The organism is Streptomyces sp. NPDC059454, from assembly GCF_042749965.1.
In the GTDB taxonomy this organism is placed as follows: Bacteria; Actinomycetota; Actinomycetes; order Streptomycetales; family Streptomycetaceae; genus Streptomyces.
The window spans coordinates 14,124-34,411 of sequence record NZ_JBHYVC010000080.1 but is presented as its reverse complement, the minus strand read 5'-3'; the positions used below and the strand labels follow the sequence as shown (position 1 = coordinate 34,411).

Annotated in this window: 12 protein-coding genes and 1 pseudogene; 8 read left to right on the top strand and 5 right to left on the bottom strand. The window is 72.6% G+C overall.

Annotated features, from left to right (window positions below; translation table 11 throughout):
- Positions 1-42: 42 nt before the first annotated feature.
- Both ACFXAE_RS33025 and rpsO read right to left on the bottom strand, forming a co-directional pair.
- On the bottom strand, positions 43-2,268 hold the full coding sequence (locus tag ACFXAE_RS33025) for a polyribonucleotide nucleotidyltransferase (protein ID WP_384722333.1): 2,226 nt from the start codon (positions 2,266-2,268) through the stop codon (positions 43-45).
- 362 nt (positions 2,269-2,630) lie between these two features.
- Positions 2,631-2,918 (bottom strand): 30S ribosomal protein S15, encoded by a 288-nt coding sequence (rpsO, locus tag ACFXAE_RS33020; RefSeq protein ID WP_004924725.1) that lies wholly within the window; start codon positions 2,916-2,918, stop codon positions 2,631-2,633.
- Between the two features lie 268 nt (positions 2,919-3,186).
- Between rpsO and ACFXAE_RS33015 the strand changes: the two genes are divergently transcribed.
- Both ACFXAE_RS33015 and ACFXAE_RS33010 read left to right on the top strand, forming a co-directional pair.
- A complete protein-coding gene (locus ACFXAE_RS33015) occupies positions 3,187-3,486 on the top strand; it encodes a DUF397 domain-containing protein (RefSeq protein WP_384722330.1) in 300 nt (99 codons plus the stop codon).
- Between the two features lie 370 nt (positions 3,487-3,856).
- Positions 3,857-7,171 (top strand): SCO5717 family growth-regulating ATPase, encoded by a 3,315-nt coding sequence (locus tag ACFXAE_RS33010; protein WP_384722327.1) that lies wholly within the window; start codon positions 3,857-3,859, stop codon positions 7,169-7,171.
- Positions 7,172-7,242: 71 nt separating this feature from the next.
- On the opposite strand, the gene ACFXAE_RS33005 is transcribed toward ACFXAE_RS33010, so the two are convergent.
- Complete coding sequence (locus ACFXAE_RS33005) at positions 7,243-7,689, bottom strand: Rid family hydrolase (protein ID WP_384722324.1); 447 nt, start codon at positions 7,687-7,689, stop codon at positions 7,243-7,245.
- A 92-nt stretch (positions 7,690-7,781) separates the two neighbouring features.
- Here ACFXAE_RS33005 and ACFXAE_RS33000 point away from each other — a divergent pair.
- The 6 genes and pseudogenes from ACFXAE_RS33000 to ACFXAE_RS32975 form a co-directional block, all read left to right on the top strand.
- Positions 7,782-8,276 (top strand): annotated as a pseudogene (locus tag ACFXAE_RS33000) (MarR family winged helix-turn-helix transcriptional regulator); the annotation flags it as partial.
- A gap of 293 nt (positions 8,277-8,569) precedes the next feature.
- Positions 8,570-10,435 (top strand): ABC transporter substrate-binding protein, encoded by a 1,866-nt coding sequence (locus tag ACFXAE_RS32995; protein WP_384722321.1) that lies wholly within the window; start codon positions 8,570-8,572, stop codon positions 10,433-10,435.
- A gap of 17 nt (positions 10,436-10,452) precedes the next feature.
- Complete coding sequence (locus ACFXAE_RS32990) at positions 10,453-11,538, top strand: ABC transporter permease (protein WP_384722318.1); 1,086 nt, start codon at positions 10,453-10,455, stop codon at positions 11,536-11,538.
- The gene (locus ACFXAE_RS32985; RefSeq protein WP_384722315.1) at positions 11,535-12,449 is read left to right on the top strand and encodes an ABC transporter permease; all 915 of its coding nucleotides are present in this window, start codon (positions 11,535-11,537) and stop codon (positions 12,447-12,449) included. Before ACFXAE_RS32990 ends, ACFXAE_RS32985 begins: the two co-directional genes overlap by 4 nt.
- Positions 12,446-13,660 (top strand): oligopeptide/dipeptide ABC transporter ATP-binding protein, encoded by a 1,215-nt coding sequence (locus ACFXAE_RS32980; RefSeq protein WP_384722312.1) that lies wholly within the window; start codon positions 12,446-12,448, stop codon positions 13,658-13,660. Before ACFXAE_RS32985 ends, ACFXAE_RS32980 begins: the two co-directional genes overlap by 4 nt.
- On the top strand, positions 13,657-14,646 hold the full coding sequence (locus ACFXAE_RS32975; RefSeq protein ID WP_384722309.1) for an ABC transporter ATP-binding protein: 990 nt from the start codon (positions 13,657-13,659) through the stop codon (positions 14,644-14,646). The genes ACFXAE_RS32980 and ACFXAE_RS32975 overlap by 4 nt, the downstream gene beginning before the upstream one ends.
- A gap of 341 nt (positions 14,647-14,987) precedes the next feature.
- On the opposite strand, the gene ACFXAE_RS32970 is transcribed toward ACFXAE_RS32975, so the two are convergent.
- On the bottom strand, positions 14,988-15,941 hold the full coding sequence (locus tag ACFXAE_RS32970; protein ID WP_384722306.1) for a bifunctional riboflavin kinase/FAD synthetase: 954 nt from the start codon (positions 15,939-15,941) through the stop codon (positions 14,988-14,990).
- Between the two features lie 141 nt (positions 15,942-16,082).
- Complete coding sequence (locus tag ACFXAE_RS32965) at positions 16,083-20,180, bottom strand: trypsin-like peptidase domain-containing protein (RefSeq protein WP_384722303.1); 4,098 nt, start codon at positions 20,178-20,180, stop codon at positions 16,083-16,085.
- Between the last annotated feature and the right edge of the window lie 108 nt (positions 20,181-20,288).

Sequence of the window (20,288 nt, the reverse complement as noted above, 5' to 3'; positions counted from 1 at the left end):
CCTCCGAGGAGGTGCGGGCCGTCGCCTCAACGCTACGGGACGTCACTTGTCGGCGTCGTCCTTCTTGTCGTTGTCGGAAGCGTCCTCTTCGCCCTCGATCACGGGGATCAGGGAGAGCTTGCCGCGGGAGTCGATCTCGGCGATCTCGACCTGGACCTTGGCGCCCACGCCGAGCACGTCCTCGACGTTCTCCACGCGCTTGCCGCCGGCCAGCTTGCGGATCTGCGAGATGTGCAGCAGTCCGTCCTTGCCCGGCATCAGGGAGACGAACGCACCGAAGGTGGTCGTCTTCACGACGGTACCCAGGTAGCGCTCGCCGACCTCCGGCATCGTCGGGTTGGCGATGCTGTTGATCGTGGCGCGGGCGGCCTCGGCCTGCGAGCCCTGAGCGGCACCGATGTAGATGGTGCCGTCGTCCTCGATCGTGATCTCGGCGCCGGTGTCCTCCTGGATCTGGTTGATCATCTTGCCCTTGGGGCCGATGACCTCACCGATCTTGTCGACCGGGATCTTCACGGTGATGATCCGCGGCGCGTTCGGGGACATCTCGTCCGGCGTGTCGATCGCTTCCATCATCACGTCGAGGATGTGGAGGCGGGCGTCACGGGCCTGCTTGAGGGCGGCGGCCAGGACGGAGGCCGGGATGCCGTCCAGCTTGGTGTCGAGCTGGAGGGCGGTCACGAACTCCTTGGTACCGGCGACCTTGAAGTCCATGTCACCGAAGGCGTCCTCCGCACCGAGGATGTCGGTGAGGGCGACGTAGTGCGTCTCGCCGTTGATCTCCTGGGAGATCAGGCCCATGGCGATACCGGCGACCGGGGCCTTGAGCGGCACACCGGCGTTCAGCAGCGACATCGTGGAGGCGCAGACCGAACCCATGGACGTCGAGCCGTTGGAGCCGAGGGCCTCGGACACCTGGCGGATCGCGTAGGGGAACTCCTCACGCGTCGGCAGCACCGGCACGATGGCGCGCTCGGCGAGGGCACCGTGGCCGATCTCCCGGCGCTTGGGGGAGCCGACGCGGCCGGTCTCACCGACGGAGTAGGGCGGGAAGTTGTAGTTGTGCATGTAGCGCTTGCGGGTCACCGGGGAGAGGGTGTCCAGCTGCTGCTCCATGCGGAGCATGTTGAGGGTGGTGACGCCCAGGATCTGGGTCTCGCCACGCTCGAACAGCGCCGAGCCGTGCACGCGCGGGATGGCCTCGACCTCGGCGGCCAGGGTGCGGATGTCGGTGACACCGCGGCCGTCGATGCGCTTCTTCTCCTTGATGACGCGCTCACGGACCAGGGACTTGGTCAGCGAGCGGTACGCGGCGGAGATCTCCTTCTCGCGGCCCTCGAACTCCGGCAGGAGCTTCTCGGCGGCGAGCGCCTTGACGCGGTCCAGCTCGGCCTCGCGATCCTGCTTGCCGGCGATGGTCAGCGCCTGGGTGAGCTCGGGCTTGACGGCGGCGGTCAGCGCCTCCAGGACGTCGTCCTGGTAGTCGAGGAAGACCGGGAACTCGCCGGTCGGCTTGGCGGCCTTGGCGGCGAGGTCGGCCTGGGCCCTGCAGAGCACCTTGATGAAGGGCTTCGCGGCGTCCAGACCGGCGGCGACGACCTCCTCGGTGGGGGCCTCGGCACCGCCCTCGACCAGCTGGATGGTCTTCTCGGTGGCCTCGGCCTCGACCATCATGATCGCGACGTCGCCGTCCTCCAGGGTGCGGCCCGCGACGACCATGTCGAAGACGGCGCCCTCGAGCTCGCTGTGCGTCGGGAACGCCACCCACTGGCCGTTGATCAGCGCGACGCGGACGCCGCCGATCGGGCCGGAGAAGGGCAGGCCGGCCAGCTGCGTGGACGCGGAGGCGGCGTTGATCGCCACGACGTCGTACAGGTGGTCGGGGTTGAGCGCCATGATCGTGGCGACGACCTGGATCTCGTTGCGCAGGCCCTTCTTGAAGGAGGGGCGCAGCGGGCGGTCGATCAGGCGGCAGGTGAGGATGGCGTCCTCGGAGGGCCGGCCCTCGCGGCGGAAGAAGGAACCGGGGATCCGGCCCGCCGCGTACATCCGCTCCTCGACGTCCACCGTGAGCGGGAAGAAGTCGAGCTGGTCCTTGGGGTTCTTGGAGGCGGTGGTGGCCGACAGCACCATGGTGTCGTCGTCCAGGTAGGCCACGGCGGAGCCGGCGGCCTGGCGGGCCAGGCGGCCCGTCTCGAAGCGGATGGTGCGGGTGCCGAAGGAGCCGTTGTCGATGACGGCCTCGGCGTAGTGGGTCTCGTTCTCCACTAGCGTTTTCTCCGTTACTTGTCGTCTTTTGTCCCTGGCTCGCCCGTGTGGCGAGGGGACGGTGGCGGAGAAGCGCTCCACTGGTGCGGGCCGGTCTTCGATCGAAGCACCCGGGGTTCACTCTCCCGGGGGCCACTACCGAGGACCGGCGGCGGCGAGGTGCGCTCCTCCTCGTGCGTCATGACGTCCGATGACGTCGGTCGGCGGTGCCCCTGGAACCGCATACCCATGCGGCGCGGGGCATCACACCGAGTCGTATCCCTTGCGTTGTGCTACCACACTACAAAGGCACGGTGACACTCCGCATGTACAGCAAAGGGAGCGGTCCCCTTTCCCCGGGGAACCGCTCCCTCCACGGCGTCTTACTTGGCGCCCGCCGCACCACGGCGGATGCCGAGGCGGTCGACCAGCGCACGGAAACGCTGGATGTCCTTCTTGGCGAGGTACTGCAGCAGCCGGCGGCGCTGACCGACCAGGATCAGCAGACCACGGCGGGAGTGGTGGTCGTGCTTGTGGGTCTTGAGGTGCTCCGTCAGGTCGGAGATCCGACGGGACAGCAGAGCGACCTGGACCTCGGGGGAGCCGGTGTCACCCTCCTTGGTACCGAACTCGGAGATGATCTGCTTCTTCACTGCGGCGTCGAGCGACACGCGTACTCCTCATAGATCTGCGAGTGGCCACCGAGCGCCCCCGGTCTTCGTCTCGGGGGGTCTTCCATGACTCGGAAGGCGGGATCCGCTGGGCGCGGCCTCCGGGGCGAGCCCGCTCCGGGGGTGCGTACACAAACGGCCGTCACTCAGGGTACCAGCCCGTAGCGGGCGTCCTTCCCCCGGTCCGCCGAACCGGCCGGGCCGGACGTCGCAGGCCACTAGGGTGAGCGCTCGGACCGTTCGTACGTCGGGAAGGGGTCGCTGCGGCATGGCGGAGACGGCTGAGGAGATCAAGGCACGCAAGGAGCGGGAGAAGGACGAGCTCTACGCCCTCGACATCTCCGGTGTCGAGTGGCACAGCGCGCCGGGCACCGAGGAGCACGAGGAGCGGGTCGAGATCGCGTACCTGCCCGGCGGTGCCGTGGCCATGCGGTCCTCGCTCGACCCGGACACGGTGCTGCGGTACACGGAGGCGGAGTGGCGCGCCTTCGTGCTGGGCGCGCGGGACGGGGAGTTCGACCTGGAGCCGGCGCCGGGCGACGGAGGGCTTGCCACGGCCTCCGAGTGATGTGGAGATCCGGCAACGGGCGGCACGCGTGCGTGCCGCCCGTTGGCCTGTGCGCCAACGGGCGGACGTCCAGGGCAGGTTGACGGTGTCCCGCGTTCGGTGGACTGGGCGGCCGCCTGCTGACCACTGCACGGGTGTTGAGCGAGTTTGCCCGCTTAAGTAGTGAAATTCGTAAGGCTCTTGACCACGGTGGGCGGGGCGGAACGGCCTGTGCCGAGGGGTGGGCGGGGCTGACGGGGCGGGGCTACTGGTGATTAGGCTGGTACCCGGCGCGACGCCAGAACCCGCGAACCGGGCGCCGGCGTCGTACGGGGAGGGCACATGGTCGCCCCCAGCACGCACGAGGGTGCTCGACCAATCAGGAGGAACTGTGAGCAGCGACCGGGACGGGACGCGCGGGGGCTGGGCGACACCCGGCGATGACCAGCCCGACGCGGAGTCCGCCATCGAGACGACGGGCGAGTTCACCATCGACTACGCGCCGCCGGCCTGGTACACGCAGAACGCTTCGGGGAGTTCGGAGCCGGGGGCGTCGTCCTCGTCCTCCGGTCCCTCCGGTTCCTCGGGGTCGTCCGCTTCGTCGTCTGCCGGTTCCTCGCCTTCCTCACCTTCCTCACCCGCTCCGGCTCCTTCCTCCAGCAGGCCCGTTCCGCCGTTGCCGGGGCTGACTCCGCCGCCACACGCGGTGGGGGCCGCGGGGCCGTCGTCCCTTCCGGCGCCGCCTGCGCCCGTGCCGGGGGCGCCCTTCACTCCGCCCGCGCCCGCGCCTGCGCCGGGCGCCCCCTTCACGCCTCCGGCGCCCGCGCCCGCTGCGCCGTTCACGCCGCCCGCGCCGCCGTCCGGGGGGCCGGTGGCCGTGCCGAGGCTTCCGGTGGGGAGCGGGTTCGAGCCGCAGCGGCCGGAAGCGGAGAAGGAGCCCGCGGACTCCGGTGCGGCTTCCCCTTCGGCGGTGCCGAACATTCCGGTCGGCGGATTCCAGCCCGACAACGGCGATCTGGAGAGCGGTGCGACGATTCGCTTCTCCGCCGCCGCGCTGAAGCGGGAGATCGCGGAGCGCGAGGCGGAGGCGGAGGACGAGACGGGCACGGACGACAAGGCCGAGGCCGAGGTGCGGCTGGAGCCGTCCGACGGTGAGGACGTGGCCGACGACACCGCCGAGAACGCGGCGGAGGTCTCCGAGGCTGTGGTGGACTCGTCGGACGCCGACGACACCGAGGAGACGTCCGGTGCGTCCGGCGAGCACGAAGTCGGCGGGGTCTCCGACTCCGCCGACGTCACGACCGATGACGTGGAGAGTGAGGACGCCGGGTTCTCGGTGACCGACGTGGAGGACGACGCCGCGGAGCCCGAGGACGCGGTGCCCTCCGAGGACGTACCGGCGGCGGACGTGCCGACGGCTGTCGAGCCGACGGCTGTCGAGCCCGAGGACGCCGAGCCGGTGAACGACGCGGTGCCCGCCGACGCGGCTCCGGCAGAGGCCCTCGAGGAGAGCACGCCCCAGGATGCCGTCCCGGCCGTGCCCGCCGACGCGCCCGCCTGGACTCCCCCGGCACCGCAGGGCGTGTCCCCGGTGCCACCGGCGTACCCCGCCACCGCGGCGCCGGCCGGTCAGTGGCCCGTGCAGCCGCAGCAGCAGCCGCAGGCACCCGCCCAGCCGGCGGACGCGGACGCCCAGCCCCAGCCCCAGCCCGCGGCAGCGCAGGACCAGCCGGCCGTCCCTGCCCAGCAGCCGCCGTTCCAGCCCCAGGCACCACAGCCCGCGCCCGCCGCCTGGAACCTGCCGCCCGCCCCACAGGCCGGTTACGGCTTCCCGTCCGCCGGCCCGGCACCCCAGCACCAGCCCGAGACCCCGCCCGCCCCGGCACCCAACGCCCAGGCCGGGTACGGCTTCCCGCAGCCCGGCGCTGCGGTCCCGCAACCTCGCGCACAGCAGCCCGGCCCCCCGGCAGCACCCAACACCCAGGCCGGGTACGGCTTCCCCCAACCGGGAACCGTCCCGACTCCCCCGGCCCAGCCCGCCGGATACGGCTTCCCGCCCGCCGGCCCGCCCGGTGCGGCAAACCCACAGCCCGAGGCCGCCCCCGCGCCCGGCCCGCAGGCCGGATACGGCTTCCCGCAGCCCGGCACTGCGGTCCCGCAACCTCGCGCACAGCAGCCCGAGGCCGCCCCCGCGCCCGACCCGCAGGCCGGATACGGTCTCCCCCAGCCCGGCGCGGCAGCCCCGCAGCAGCCCCCCGCACAGCCCCAGCCCGGTACCCCGCCCCTGCCCGCCCCGCAGGCCGGATACGGCTTCCCGCAGCCGGGGGCCACCCCGGCTCCCCCGGCCCAGCCCGGCGCTTACGGCTTCCCCCAGCAGCCGCAGCAGCCGCAGCAGCCGGGTGTGCCGCCGCAGCCGCAGCAGCCCGGTGTGCCGCCGCAGCAGCCCGTGGACCCGCGCACCGGGGCCGCCTGGCCGCAGCCCATTCAGCACGACCAGCGGCAGCCGACCAACCCCGGTGCGGCGCCCCTCGGTTACACCGCTGCCGTGGAGCTGTCCTCGGACCGGCTGCTCAACAGCAAGCGGCAGAAGGCGAAGAGCAGCCGCCCCGCGGCCGGCGGTTCGCGTTTCAAGCTGGGCGGGAAGAAGGAGGAGGCCGAGCGGCAACGGAAGCTGGAGCTGATCCGTACGCCGGTGCTGTCCTGCTACCGCATCGCCGTCATCAGCCTCAAGGGCGGCGTCGGCAAGACGACCACGACCACCGCCCTCGGCGCCACCCTCGCCACCGAGCGGCAGGACAAGATCCTCGCGATCGACGCCAACCCGGACGCCGGTACGCTCGGCCGCCGTGTGCGGCGCGAGACCGGGGCCACCATCCGCGACCTCGTCCAGGCGATCCCGTACCTCAACTCGTACATGGACATCCGGCGGTTCACCTCTCAGGCGCCGTCCGGTCTGGAAATCATCGCCAACGACGTCGACCCGGCCGTGTCCACGACGTTCAACGACGAGGACTACCGGCGCGCGATCGACGTGCTCGGCAAGCAGTACCCGGTCATCCTCACGGACTCCGGTACGGGTCTGCTCTACAGCGCCATGCGCGGCGTGCTGGACCTCGCCGACCAGTTGATCATCATCTCCACGCCGTCCGTGGACGGTGCGAGCAGCGCCAGCACGACGCTGGACTGGCTGTCCGCACACGGGTACGCGGACCTCGTCTCGCGGTCCCTCACCGTGATCTCCGGGGTGCGCGAGACCGGCAAGATGATCAAGGTCGACGACATCGTGGCGCACTTCCAGACCCGGTGCCGGGGTGTGCTCGTCGTACCGTTCGACGAGCATCTGGCCGCCGGTGCGGAGGTCGACCTCGACATGATGCGGCCGAAGGTGCGGGAGGCGTACTTCAACCTCGCGGCGCTGGTCGCCGAGGACTTCGTACGGCATCAGCAGTCGCACGGTCTGTGGACCTCCGACGGCAACCCGCCGCCGGTCGCCGCCCCGCCGCTGCCGGGCCAGCCCGTCCCGGGACAGCCTTCGCCCGGCCAGGCCGTCCAGGGTCAGCCGGGCCCGTACCCGCAGCAGCCGCAGCCCGGGCACCCCTACGCCCAGCCGGGACAGCCCCCGGCCCAGCCGGGCCACCCGTACCCGCAGATCCCGGGCCAGCCCTATCCGGCGCAGCCCTGGCAGCAGCCGCCCCCGCAGCAGTAGGGGTCGTCTCCGACACGGCAGGGGCGGGTCTCCAGGGTGATGGGAGACCCGCCCCTGCGGCTTGTCCCCGGTCAGCCGTCGTGGCCGACGACGGCCGTGACGCGGATCTCGACGCGCATGCCAGGCGCTCCGAGCGCTGCCACCCCGATCTGCGTCCAGATGGGCGCGCGCTCACCCATGCGTCGGCGGAACTGGTCGACCATGACCCGGTTGTGGTCCTCGCCGATGGAGTCCGCGGCGCTGGGGACGTGGTACGAATCCACGGCGATGACGTCGCGCCAGGTGGCGCCTGCCTCGGCGAGGGTCCTTTCGACGTTGTCGAACGCCCGGACGATCTCGTCCTCCAGGGCCTCCGGGAAGTTCGTGTCGTCGTCCCATCCCCCCTGCCCCGAGATCTCGACACGGTCCCCTACACGCACCGCCTGGCTGTAATGCAGGAGGGCCAGATGTTTCGCGCCGTAGCCGGGGGTGATGAAGAACTCCGGGGTCCGGGAGACGTCCGTGGTGGTGGCAGACATCGGGAAATCCTTTCGATTGACTTTACGCTTGAAGTAAACGTACCACGATTCACTTCACGTGTGAAGCCATGACTGCTTGATGACCTGTCCGCATGAGCAGTGCCCCACCCCAGGACACCAGCGGCGACGCACCCGGCGAACCCGAGTGGCTCAGCGCGGACGAGAAGGAGGCCTGGACCGGCCTGATCTCACTCGCCCTGCTGCTGCCGGGGCGGCTGGAGTCACCGCTGCAGCGCAAGGCCGGCCTCACGCTCTTCGAGTACCTGACCCTCAGCCACATCTCCGAGACCCCGGAGCGCCGCCTGCGCATGAGCGAGCCGGCGTACCTCACGAACGGCTCGCTCTCCCGCCTGTCCAACGTCGTCAAGCGGTTCGAGGCGCGGGGGTGGGTGGAGCGTTTCCCCGATCCCGACGACGGCCGCTTCACCCTCGCCGCCCTGACCGACGCCGGCTACGAGGTCGTCGTCGCAGCCGCGCCGACGCATGTGCACTCGGTCCGCCGGCTGGTGCTCGATCCGCTGACCGCCGCGGACCAGCGCGCCCTGGCCCGCATCGCCGCCAAGCTGCGGACGCGGCCGGCCGACCTGGCCCAGTCGTTCCGTCCCAGGAGGTTGTGGACGGGGGAGGCAGGTCTCGGCCGAGGGGGCCGACCGAGGGGACAGACCGTCCTTCCGGCCGCGGAATCCGCCGCCAGTCGCTGACCAGGACTGCGTCAGTGGTCTCGACCAATGAGCGAAAAACGTGCGCCATTCTGCCGTTTCCGCAGGCCACGCAAGGTGCATGCGCCGTTGACGCTCGCAGTGGTCGCTGGTAGACACACTCATCACTCATCTGATCGGCCCGTCCTTCCCGTGCGAGCGACGACGTGAGGTCAGCGACCATGGACACGAACGATCAGTACGGCGGTCACCACCGCACCCCGGGCCGCACCCGGCTCGTCATGGCGGCCGGCGCCGCCGCGCTCACCCTCACCGCCGGACTCGCCACCCCGCTCGACCCGGCGCCGCAGCAGGCCCGGGCGGCCGACGACGGCAGCAAGGTGCTGACCGTCGCGGTGGCGCAGAGCGTCGACTCGCTCAGTCCGTTCCTGGCGGTACGGCTGCTCAGTACGAGCATCCACCGGCTCACCTACGAGTACCTGACGAACTACGATCCCGAGGACAACCACGTCATTCCGGGTCTGGCCACCGAGTGGGAGTCGTCGCCGGACAAGCTGACCTGGACGTACACCATCCGCTCGGACTCCACGTGGTCGGACGGTGAGCAGGCCACCGCCGAGGACGCGGCCTGGACGTTCAACACGATGATGTCCGACCCGGGTGCCGCCACCGCCAACGGCAGCTTCGTCGCCAACTTCGAGAAGGTGAGCGCGCCGAGTCCCACCCGGTTGGTCATCGACCTGAAGAAGCCGCAGGCCACGATGACGGCGCTGGACGTGCCGATCGTGCCCAAGCACGTGTGGGAGAAGGTCGGCGACTACGCGAAGTTCAACAACGACAAGGACTTCCCCGTCGTCGGCAACGGGCCGTTCGTCCTCACCGACTACAAGGCGGACAGCTATGTGCGGCTGAAGGCGAACAAGGACTTCTGGCGCGGGGCGCCCAAGTTCGACGAGCTGGTCTTCCGTTACTACAAGGACCAGGACGCGGCGGTTTCGGCGCTGCGCAAGGGCGAGGTGTCGTTCGTCGCCGGGTCGCCCTCCCTGACACCCGCTCAGGCGGATTCGCTGAAGGGCGACAAGAACATCCGCGTCAACGACGCCCCGGGCCGCCGCTTCTACGCCCTCGCCACCAACCCGGGCGCGAAGGCGAAGAACGGCGAGAAGATGGGTGACGGGCACCCCTCGCTGCTCGACCGGCGGGTGCGCAACGCGCTGTTCATGGCGGTGGACCGGAAGACCATCGTCGACAAGGTGTTCCAGGGGCACGCCGTGGAGGGGGCGGGGTACATCCCGCCCCGGTTCTCCCCGTACTTCTGGGAGCCGGCGGACGGCCAGGAGCTGGCGTACGACCCGGCGGAGGCGGCCCGGCTGCTCGACCGGGCCGGTTACAAGAGGAACGGCGACGGCAAACGGGTCGGCAAGGACGGCAAGCCGATCGACTACCGCGTGCTGTGCCACGCCACCGACCCGAACGACAAGGCGATCGGCCAGTACCTCGAGGAGTGGTGGGGCGACCTCGGTATCGGGGTCACGCTCAACTGCCTGGACAACGTGACCGATCCCTGGCTCGCCGGTGAGTACGACCTCGCCTTCGACGGCTGGTCGGTCAACCCGGATCCCGACTTCGTCCTGTCCATCCACACCTGTGCGGCGCTCCCGGCGACCCCGGAGGAGACCGGCGCGACCGACAACTTCATCTGCGACAAGAGGTACGACGAGCTCTACGCCCGGCAGCTCGCCGAGTACGACGCCGGCAAACGGGCTGACATCGTCAAGCAGATGGAGTCGCGGCTGTACGACCTCGGGTACATGAACGTCATGGCGTATCCGAACGCGGTCGAGGCGTATCGCACGGACCAGATCGAGTCGATCACCACCATGCCGGCGAAGGCGGGCAACATCTACGGGCAGGACGGCTACTGGAGCTGGTGGTCCGCGGTGCCGGCAGCGGACTCCGGGGACGCGAACGGTGGTTCGTCGTCGACGGGCGTGGTCGTCGGGATCGTCGCGGGTGTGGTCGTCCTCGCGGGGCTGGGGGCGTTCGCCGCGATGCGGCGACGGGCCACGGCCGAGGACCGCGAGTAGGCGGCGAACGGGTACTCATGACCTCTGACGCGACATCCGCATCCGTCGGTGGGAGCACGGGGGCCGCCGCCGGTCCGGTGAAGGACGGACCGGCGGCCGGCCGCGGGCCCCGCGGCGGCCGTGTCACCGCCGCCTATCCGCGGTACGTGGCGGGCAAGGTGGCCGGCGCGGCCGTGTCCCTCCTCGCCGTCCTCGTCACCAGCTTCTTCCTCTTCCGGCTGGTCCCCGGTGACCCGGTGAAGTTCATGACCGGCGGCCGACAGGTGTCGGCCGAACAACTGGCCACTTATCGTGAGCAGTTCGGACTGGACCTGCCGCTGTGGCAACAGTTCACCGACTACTGCGGCAAGGCGCTCACCGGTGATCTGGGAACGTCGTACCAGTTCAACGCGCCCGTGGTCGACAAGATCACGGAGGCGCTGCCGAACACGCTGCTGCTCACCGGCACCGCCTTCGTGCTGTACACGGTCCTCGGCATCGTCCTCGGCACCCGGTCGGCGTGGCGGCACGGGCGGTTCGGGGACCGGTTCCACACGGGGCTGGCGCTGACGTTGTACTCCCTGCCGTCCTTCTGGCTGGGACTGCTGCTCATCGTCACGCTGTCGGTCGGGATCGGTCCGCTGCCGGGGCTGTTCCCGACCGGTGGCATGGAATCGGGCGGTGCGGAGGGCTTCGCGTACGTCGTGGACGTGGCGCACCACCTCGTGCTGCCGGTGGTGACGCTGGTGGCCGTGGAGTACGGGCAGACGCTGCTGGTGACCCGGTCGGCGCTGCTGGACGAGATGGGCAGCGACTATCTGACCACCGCGCGGGCCAAGGGGCTGCGCGACGACCTCGTACGACGTCGGCACGCCGTGCCCAACGCGTTGCTGCCGACCGTGACGCTGATCTTCATCAACCTCGGACGGACGGTGGCCGGAGTGATCCTGGTGGAGACGGTCTTCTCCTGGCCGGGCCTCGGCGGGCTCTTCTACCAGGCGCTGAGCGTGCCCGATCTGCCGCTGGTGCAGGGGCTGTTCTTCGTGTTCGCCGCCGCGGTGATCGTGATGAACACGCTCGCCGATCTGATCTATCCGCTGTTCGACCCCCGGGTGGGCCGATGACGACCGAGAAGATCCCGGCCGCGCGTCCTCGCGCCATGGCGTGGCAGCGGCGCCGGGCCTCGGCCGCGCGTTTCTGGCGGCAGTACCGCACGCACCGGGCCGGTGTCCTCGGTCTGGCGACGCTCGCCCTGTTCGCGCTGCTCGCCGTGGCCGCTCCGCTGCTCGTCGGCTCCGACGTGGACGACGTGACCGACGCACCGGGCAGCCCGCTGGAGGGCCCGAGCGCCGGACTTCCCTTCGGGGCCGACCGGTTCGGGCGGAATCTGCTCGGCCTGGTGATCTGGGGTGCACGGGTGTCGCTGCTGGTGGGGTTGCTCGCGGCCGTGCTGTCGGTGGCGATCGGCATGGTGATCGGGGTGACGGCGGGGCACTTCCGGGGCTGGTACGCGACGGTGATGATGCGGATCACCGACTGGTTCCTGGTGATGCCGACGCTGGTGCTGGCGATCGCGCTGGCCACGGTGATGTCCCGCTCGCTGCTGACCATCGTGGTGGCGATCGGGGTGACGACCTGGCCGACGACGGCCCGGCTGGTGCGGGCGCAGACGCTGGCGGTGGAGACCCGCCCGTACATCGAGCGTGCGCGGGCACTCGGCGGCGGGCACTGGCACATCATGTCCCGGCATGTGCTGCCCAATGTGATGCCGCTGGTGCTGGCGCAGACGACGCTGATCATCTCCTCGGCGATCCTGGCGGAGGCGACGCTGGCCTTCCTGGGGCTCGGTGATCCGACGGTGGTGTCGTGGGGCGGACTGTTGCAGGACGCCCGGGAGGCGGGTGCGGTCAGCGCCGGGCACTGGTGGTACCTGGTGCCGCCGGGCATCGCCATCGCCCTGGTGGCGCTGGCGTTCACGCTGTGCGGACGGGCCGTGGAGTCCGTCCTCAACCCCAGGCTGGGGGTGGCCCGTTGAGTCTGCTCGACGTCAGAGGGCTGACGGTCACGTACGCGGGCGGGGCGGCCGCCGTGCGCGGGGTGGATCTACGGCTGGACGCGGGCCGCAAGCTGGGGATCGCCGGGGAGTCGGGCTGCGGCAAGTCCACGCTGGCGCTGGCACTGCTGCGGCTGCTGCCGGCGGGGACCCGGGTGGACGGCGAGGTCCTGCTGGACGGCGAGGACGTGCTGGCCATGAAGTGGGGCCGGGTGCGGGCGGTCCGCTGGGCCGGGGCCTCCATCGTGTTCCAGGGTGCGATGCACTCCCTCAACCCCGTACGGCGCGTCGGCGACCAGATCGCCGAGCCGGTCCTGCTGCACCGGAAGGCGACTCCGGCCGGGGCGCGGAAGAAGACCGGGGAACTGCTGGAGCAGGTCGGTCTTCCGGCCGCCCGTGCGACGGCCTACCCGCACGAGCTGTCCGGCGGGCAGCGGCAGCGCGTCATGATCGCCATGGCGCTGGCCTGCGATCCGCGGCTGATCATCGCCGATGAGCCGACGACCGCGCTGGATGTGATGATCCAGGCGCAGATCCTGCGGTTGATCGAGCAGCTGGTCGCGGACCAGGACGTCGGGCTGATCATGATCAGCCACGATCTGGCGGTCCTCGCCGGCACCTGCGACCGGCTCGCGGTGATGTACGCGGGCCGGGTGGTCGAGGAGGGCCCGGCGGGACAGGTGTACGAGGCCGCACGTCACCCGTACGCCCGGGCGCTGTCGGCCGCCTTTCCGCGCATCGGCGACCCGGCGTCCCGCTTCGCACCGCGCGGTCTGCCGGGCGATCCGCCGGACCCGGTGGCGCCGCCGTCGGGCTGTGCGTTCCATCCGCGGTGCCCGGTGGCCCTGGACTCCTGCGCCACGGAGGACCAGCCGCTCCGGAACGCGGGCCCGGACCGGCGGGCGGCGTGCGTGCGGGTCGCCGCGGCAGACGCGGCAGACGCGGCAGACGGCGAACCGGGTCCCCTGCGGGACACGGCGGCCGACGCATCAGACCCCCGGCGCGGTAGGGCGACCAGTGATCCGGACCCCCGACCGAACACGACGGCCGACGAGCCGGCCCTCCGGCGGGACACAGCGACCGGCGAACCGACTCCCCGACCGAACACGGCGGCCGACGCATCAGATCCCCGGCGGGGTACGGCGGCCGGTGGTCCGGAGGCCCTGGAGGAAACGAGGCCCGGCACCCCATGACCACCTCCATCTCACCCCTCCTCAGTGCCGAGGGCGTACACGTCGCCTTCCCGGGCCGGCACGGCGCCCCGGACGCCCGGGCCGTGGACGGTGTCCGTCTGGACATCCGCCCCGGTGAGATCACCGCCCTGGTCGGCGAGTCGGGCTGCGGCAAGACGACGCTGGCCCGCGCCCTGCTGGGCCTGGTCGAGCCGACCGCGGGCCGGGTCACCTTCGACGGGCGGCCGCTGGAGTACTCCGGCCGCTCCCTGAAGGCGTACCGCAAGCGCGTGCAACTGGTGCTGCAGGACCCGAGCGGTTCGCTCAATCCGCGGCACACCGTGTACGACGCGGTCGCCGAAGGGCTGCGCATCCACGGCCACGGCGGTGACGAGCGGGCCACGGTCGCCGACGCCCTGTCCCGTGCCGGGCTGCGCCCGCCGGAGCGCTTCTTCCTGCGCTATCCGCACGAGCTTTCCGGCGGTCAGCGGCAGCGCGTGGTGATCGCGGGCGCGCTGGTACTGGAACCCGAACTCCTCGTCGCCGACGAACCGGTGGCCTCCCTCGACGCGTCCGTACGCGGAGAGATCCTCGCCCTGCTGCTGCGACTGCGCGCCGAGCTGGGTCTGTCCGCGCTGGTCGTCACGCACGATCTGGGGCTGGCCTGGAACATCGCCGACCGGGTCGCGGTGATGTACCTGGGCCGGATCGTGGAGACCGGGCCGGTGGAGCAGGTCCTGACGGCTCCCCGGCATCCGTACACCCGGGCCCTGCTGTCGGTCCTCCCCGAGGCGCCGGGCGAGCCGGTGATCCTCACGGGCGAGCCCCCGGACCCGTCCCGCGTCCCGTCCGGATGCCGGTTCCACGCCCGCTGCCAGATCCTGGCGGGCGGCGAGGCGGACCGGGCGGGGGTGGCGGAGGCGTGCCGGGGCCGGGACCCGGAGATCCTCGACGGGGGTGGTGCGGCCCAGGTGGCGTGCCACTGGGCGCACGCCGGGATGAGCTGACCGGCCCGGGCCTGTCCGGCGGATCACGTGGGAGGAAGCCGGCGTCGCCTCGAAGCACAGGTGAGCGGAGGCGATGGGTCCCCCGCGCGAGCACGGTCGAGCGCGGGGAGCGCGCAGTTGCAAGGCGGAGGGGGAAAGCCGACTCGACGGAGTCCCTTCCGCGCATGGGGTCCCTCCCGCGCATGGGGTCCCTCCCGCGCATGGGGTCCCTCCCGCTCGAACGAAGCCGAGCGTGGGGGGCGGCGACCGACGACAACGCCGCTGGGGCGCCCCGTACCCTTCGGGCAGTGGGGGAAGGGCGTGCCGTCCTCGCGTCTCCGGCATGATCCGCCGGGCAGGTCCTACGGCTTCCCGGCCGCGGCCACGAGGTCCTTGCAGCGCTCGACGTCCTCGGCCATCTGCTCCAGCAGCGCTTCCAGCGTGTCGAACTTCGCCTGGCCGCGCACGAAGGCGAGGAAGTCGACGGCGACGTGGAGGCCGTACAGGTCGAGGCCGACGCGGTCGATGGCGTACGCCTCGACCGTGCGCTCGGTGCCGTCGAACTGGGGGTTGGTGCCGACGGAGATCGCGGCCGGCATGGCCTCACCCTGGGCGTGCAGCCAGCCGGCGTAGACGCCGTCGGCGGGGATCGCGGTGTGCGGGAGGGTCTCGACGTTGGCCGTGGGGAAGCCCAGGTCGCGGCCGCGCTGGGCGCCCCGGACGACGATGCCCTCCACCCGGTGCGGGCGGCCGAGGATCTCGGCGGCGCCCTCGACCTCGCCCTCGGCGACCAGGCGGCGGGTGAGCGTGGAGGAGAACGGCTCGCCGCCGCCCGCCTCACCGCTCACGTACAGGTCGACGACCTCGACGTCGAAGTCGTAGACCCGGCCCTGCTCGGCGAGGAACTCCACGTTGCCCGCGGCCCTGTGGCCGAAGCGGAAGTTGGGTCCCTCGACGACCGCCTTGGCGTGCAGCTTGTCGACCAGGACCTTGACGACGAAGTCGGCGGCGGACAGCTTCGAGAACTCGGTGGTGAAGGGCAGGATGAGGGCCGCGTCGACGCCGAGGTCGGCCATGAGTTCGGCACGCCGGTGGTGCGGGGCGAGCAGCGGGGGGTGGCTGCCGGGGCGGACGACCTCGCTGGGGTGCGGGTCGAAGGTGACGACGACGGCGGGGACGCCGAGGTCCCGGGCGCGGTCCACGGCATGCCGGATGATCAGCTGGTGCCCGCGGTGGACTCCGTCGTAGGAGCCGATGGTGACGACGCTGCGCCCCCAGTCCTGGGGGATGTCCTCCAAGCCACGCCAGCGCTGCACTGTGCCTGCTCCTTGTCGAAACCTTGTCGGACGAACCCGGGTCCGTGGACTTCTCTGCGCAGCTCTAAGGGTGCCATGCCGCATACCGGGGGCCCGCATCGGCATGGGAACTGTGTGACGGGGTGCACGTGCCGGCCGGGGTCAGGCGGGGACGCCCGCGCCGGCCAGGTTCTCGATCGTCCGGCGGGTGGCGGGCCCGACGAGCGCGGCCCACTCGCGCGGGGCGTCCGCCAGCCAGCCGGCCACGGCTGCGGCGAAGCCCGGCACATGACGGCCCAGGTCGGCCAGGCAGCGGTCGAAGCGGGCGGCGCCCTCCATGGTGCGCACGAGGAGCAGCCCGGTGCGGTGGACGAGGACGCGCGGCTCGGGGCCGGTGCCGCGGGCCGCGGCGCGCAGCACCGCCTCCAGGACGGCAGGGTCGGACTCGTGGGCGAGCAGGGTGTCCAGCAGTTCGCGGCGCAGCGGGCGGGAGGCCGGTGTCCCGGGGCCGGCGAGGATGCCGGCGAGGGCCACCCGGAGCGGTTGCGGACCGCCGTCGAGCAGGCCGGTGAGCAGGGTCCTCAGTACGGCACGGGCGGCCGGGCCCCGCTCCAGCCGCCCGTCGGCGTACGCGGCCACCTGTCCCGTCAGCTCCGGTCGCCGCTCCACCGTCTCCCGTACGAGTGCGGCGACCGGACGGGCCAGGGCGGGTGGGGTGGCGTCGACGAGGGCGCGGAACGTCTCGCCCGCGCCGGCTCCGCCGAGCCTGGTCCGGAAGGCGTCGAGGACGGGCTCCGGGTGGGTGTCGAGGGCGGGGGTGAGCGCGCTCGGCGGGAGGTGGGGGTCGCCGGCCGCGAAGCGCTCCAGGGCCCGCGGGAGGTGGCGGTTCCTGCTGTTCGGGTCGCGCACGAGGAGGGCGAGGGCGCCGCCGTGCAGATCGCGGTCGGCGGTGCGGACGAGGACGGCGAGCGCCGCGTACCGCAGCAGGGTGCGGTCGGTGTCGTCGCGCGCGTACGGCGCGACCCGCAGTCCGTGGGCGACGGCCGCGGCCCGGCGTGCGGGCCGTTCGTCCTTCGCCCACCGGTCGACGGCCCTGCACATGGCGGCGGGCTCCTCCTCCGCCAGCACGGTGAGCAGTTGGTCGGCCCGCCGGTGCGCGCTGTCGGCGAGCGCCTCCGTCAGCGCGTCCGGGGCCGCGTGCCGGTGGGTGTGCAGGAGCGCCTGCGCGGCGGTCGCCACGGTGGCGTGCGGAGTGGCGGGCAGCGGGCGCTCGTCCGCGAACCAGCGGATGAGATACGGCAGTACGGAGACGGGGTCGGCGGCGAGCAGCCGCGCGGTGGCGTCGAGGAAGCGGGGCCCGTTCTCGCACGGAGGACCGTCGGCGTGGACGAGCCGGCGCAGCAGTGCGCACCGCGTCTCCGACGGCAGCCGGAGAGCGGTCCAGAAGGCGGGCCCCAGCTCGGGCGGCACGTCCCGCCACTGCTCACGCCAGGCCACGAGACGGTCGGCGAGCAGCCGCAGCACGTCCGTGTACGGCGTCGCGTCGGCCACGCGCGTGAGGGTTCCGCCGAGCAGACGGGCGGCCCACCAGGAGCCCGGACCGGCATCGAGGACGTGCACCAGATCCGTGAGCCGCGTGGAGAGCCGTCGGCTCCCGTGCCGCCGCGCGAGGAACAGCAGTGCCTCGACGACGGCACCGACGCGGTGGTGCGGGACGGGGGTGACGGCCGGAAGGACGGCTCCGGCGACGGGGGCGGCCCGACGGCCGGCCGGTGGGAGAGGGAAGCCGGCTGCGGACCGTGGCCGTGCGTCGGAACCGACGCCGGGCAGTGACGGGCCACCGTCAGGCACACCGGCATCGACCGCATGTTCCGGGCCGTCAGGCACACCGGCATCGACCGCACATTCCGGACCGTCAGCCACACCGGCCCCACCGGCATCGGCGGCGATCCCCGGGTGGGCGCCGGCCGCCGCACCGCTGCGCTGGAAGGACCGCGTCGGGAGAAGACCGTCGTCGACGGGACGGTACTCGGTGTCGGCGACGGCCCAGGGGTCGGGACCGACAACGGTCCAGGGATCGAAGGCGACAGCGGGCGGAGCACCACGATCAGCAACCGGATCGGCCCGGTGGCCGGACGGTGGGAGAGGCTCCCCAGCGGCATCCCGGTGGCCGGACGGTGGGAGAGGCTCCCCAGCGGCATCCCGGTGGCCGGACGGTGGGAGAGGCTCCCCAGCGGCATCCCGGTCGCCGGAAGCAGCCCGGGCAGCCCGGGCAGCCGGCGCGGTGCGACGCCCGTCGGACGCGCCGGTCCTGCGGCCGGACGGGGGGAGAGGCCCCTCGGCGACGGGCCGGATCCGGTGGCCGGGCAGCGGGAAGCCGTCCTCGGCGGCAGCGGGCCGCGGGGGGCGGCCGTCGTGGGCGGCAGGGGTGGCGGGGGCGGTGTGGACCAGGGCGCGCAGGGCTTCGTCCACGTCGAGGTGGGTGCCGTGGAGCCAGTCGGCCAGCTCCTCGTCCGCGAACCGGTAGCCGGTCGTCCCGGCCGGGACGAGAAGCCCCTCGGCGAGTACGGCCGAGGCCCAGCCGGTGCCGCCGCCGAGCCGGTCGGGGGCGGGCCCCCGGGGGAACACCACGTCGAACGTCTCCCGGTCCAGCCCGCCCGTGCCGAGGCTGCGCCGGGCGGCCTCGTGCACCTGCCCGGCGACCTTGGCGGCGAGCCGGCGTACGGCGGTGCCGCGGATCCCGTTCCCGTCGGCGAGGCGGACGGCGATCCGCAGGCACATCAGGTCCAGGTGGGCCGAGAAGACGCCGTCGCGGTCGACAGGGGTGTCGGGGGCGGTGTCGGCGAGGGCGGACCGGATGTCCGCGAGCATCCGCAGGGTCAGGGGGTGGCGGGCGTCCGCGTCGGCGACGGCGCCCTCGGGGATGCCGTGGCGGGCGCGCGCCTCGCGGGCCTCCTCGGCGGTGAGGTCGCCGAGGGCCACACAGGCGGGGAGCCCGTCGGGCCGGGGCGTACCGGCGTGCAGCAGCTCTTCCGGGAATCCCGCCTCCTCCCAGTGCTCCGCGCGGCACGCCACCACCAGCCGGGCTCCCGTCGCCCGCAGCCACCGCGCGGTCCCGGCGGTCCACTCGGCCGGATCGTCGAGCGGGATCTCCTCGGGGCCGTCGAGGAGCAGCAGCAGGGGGTGGCCGGCCGTGCGGGCGAGCCCGGCCAGGTGCTCCGGGCTCACGTCCCCGAGGGCGTCCGGCGCGGCCGGGAACGGGGTGCGGGAGGCGGCGACGACAGCGGCGGCCCGGTCCAGTGCCCGGCGAGCGGCGTCCGCGACCGAGCCGTCGCCCTCGTCCAGGTCGGCGCCGCGCAGCCGGAGCGTGGGCCGACCCGCACGGTGACGGCGGGCGGCGAGCGCCGCGAGTTGTGTCGTACGGCCGCTGCCGGGCGGCCCGACCAGGCCCAGCACCGCGGCCTCGCCCCGCTCGAACGCGGCGAACTCCGCGAGTACGGCGGGCCGGTCGACGGGCTCCACGGCACCGGGCGGCCCGTCCCGGCCGGCCGGGACGGCCGTGAGCCGCACCAGCCCGGCGAGGTTGAGATCGGCTCCGTGGGCCGGGACCGTCGCCACGTTCTCGGCGAGCAGCTCGGCGAGCGGACCCTCGGTACAGGCCGGGGGAGGCAGCGGTACGGCGAAGCCCTCGTCGCGGTCGTCCGAGCGGAGCGCGGTGCCGAGGACGCCGAGCACGGCGTTGGTGGTGGCGTCGAGCACCGGGCCGCCGGCGGCGCCGCCGCCGAGCCGCAGCGCGTCCCGGCCCGCGGTGCCGACCGCCAGTTCCAGAACGTCGCCGAGAGGGTACGTGCGGTCGGTGGCGGTGTAGGTCACGGCGCTCGTCCCCAGCACGCGCGCCTCGCGCCAGCCTCCGGCGGCGATCCGTACGTAGGTGCCGGGCCGGACGGTGCGCCGCGCGGTGACCGGCAGCGGTGCGACGCCGAGCCCTTCGCTGCGGACAAGGGCCAGGCCGAGCTCGGGCAGCGGGGTCACCGCGTCCGCGGTCACCACGCACCGGCGGCCGGCCGCCGCGTGCAGCACGAGCCGGGGCAGGCCGTCGACCGCCTCGTGACTGGTGATCACCGTGCCGTGGTGATCGGCCACGAAGCCGGTTCCGCGCGGCCGGCCGGCGAAGTCGTGCAGGCGGACCAGGACATCGCACAGGTCCGAAGTCCCGTCCGGCGTGTCCCGTTCGTCACGGGGTTCGTAGGGGGACGGCATCGTCGAAGCCTCCCGTCGCGCATCCGTGCCCTTGGCTGCGACAGTAGGGCCGGGATGATCAGCGGGACAGACCGCCCGGTGAACGCGCCCCCTTCCGCTCCCCCGGTT

Bases quoted from the DNA above. Each gene is read 5' to 3' on its own strand.
- ACFXAE_RS33015 (WP_384722330.1), top strand. From the start codon at position 3,187: ATGGCGGAGACGGCTGAGGAGATCAAGGCACGCAAGGAGCGGGAGAAG.
- ACFXAE_RS33005 (WP_384722324.1), bottom strand. From the start codon at position 7,689: ATGTCTGCCACCACCACGGACGTCTCCCGGACCCCGGAGTTCTTCATC.
- ACFXAE_RS32995 (WP_384722321.1), top strand. From the start codon at position 8,570: ATGGACACGAACGATCAGTACGGCGGTCACCACCGCACCCCGGGCCGC.
- ACFXAE_RS32990 (WP_384722318.1), top strand. From the start codon at position 10,453: ATGACCTCTGACGCGACATCCGCATCCGTCGGTGGGAGCACGGGGGCC.
- ACFXAE_RS32985 (WP_384722315.1), top strand. From the start codon at position 11,535: ATGACGACCGAGAAGATCCCGGCCGCGCGTCCTCGCGCCATGGCGTGG.
- ACFXAE_RS32975 (WP_384722309.1), top strand. From the start codon at position 13,657: ATGACCACCTCCATCTCACCCCTCCTCAGTGCCGAGGGCGTACACGTC.
- ACFXAE_RS32965 (WP_384722303.1), bottom strand. From the start codon at position 20,180: ATGCCGTCCCCCTACGAACCCCGTGACGAACGGGACACGCCGGACGGG.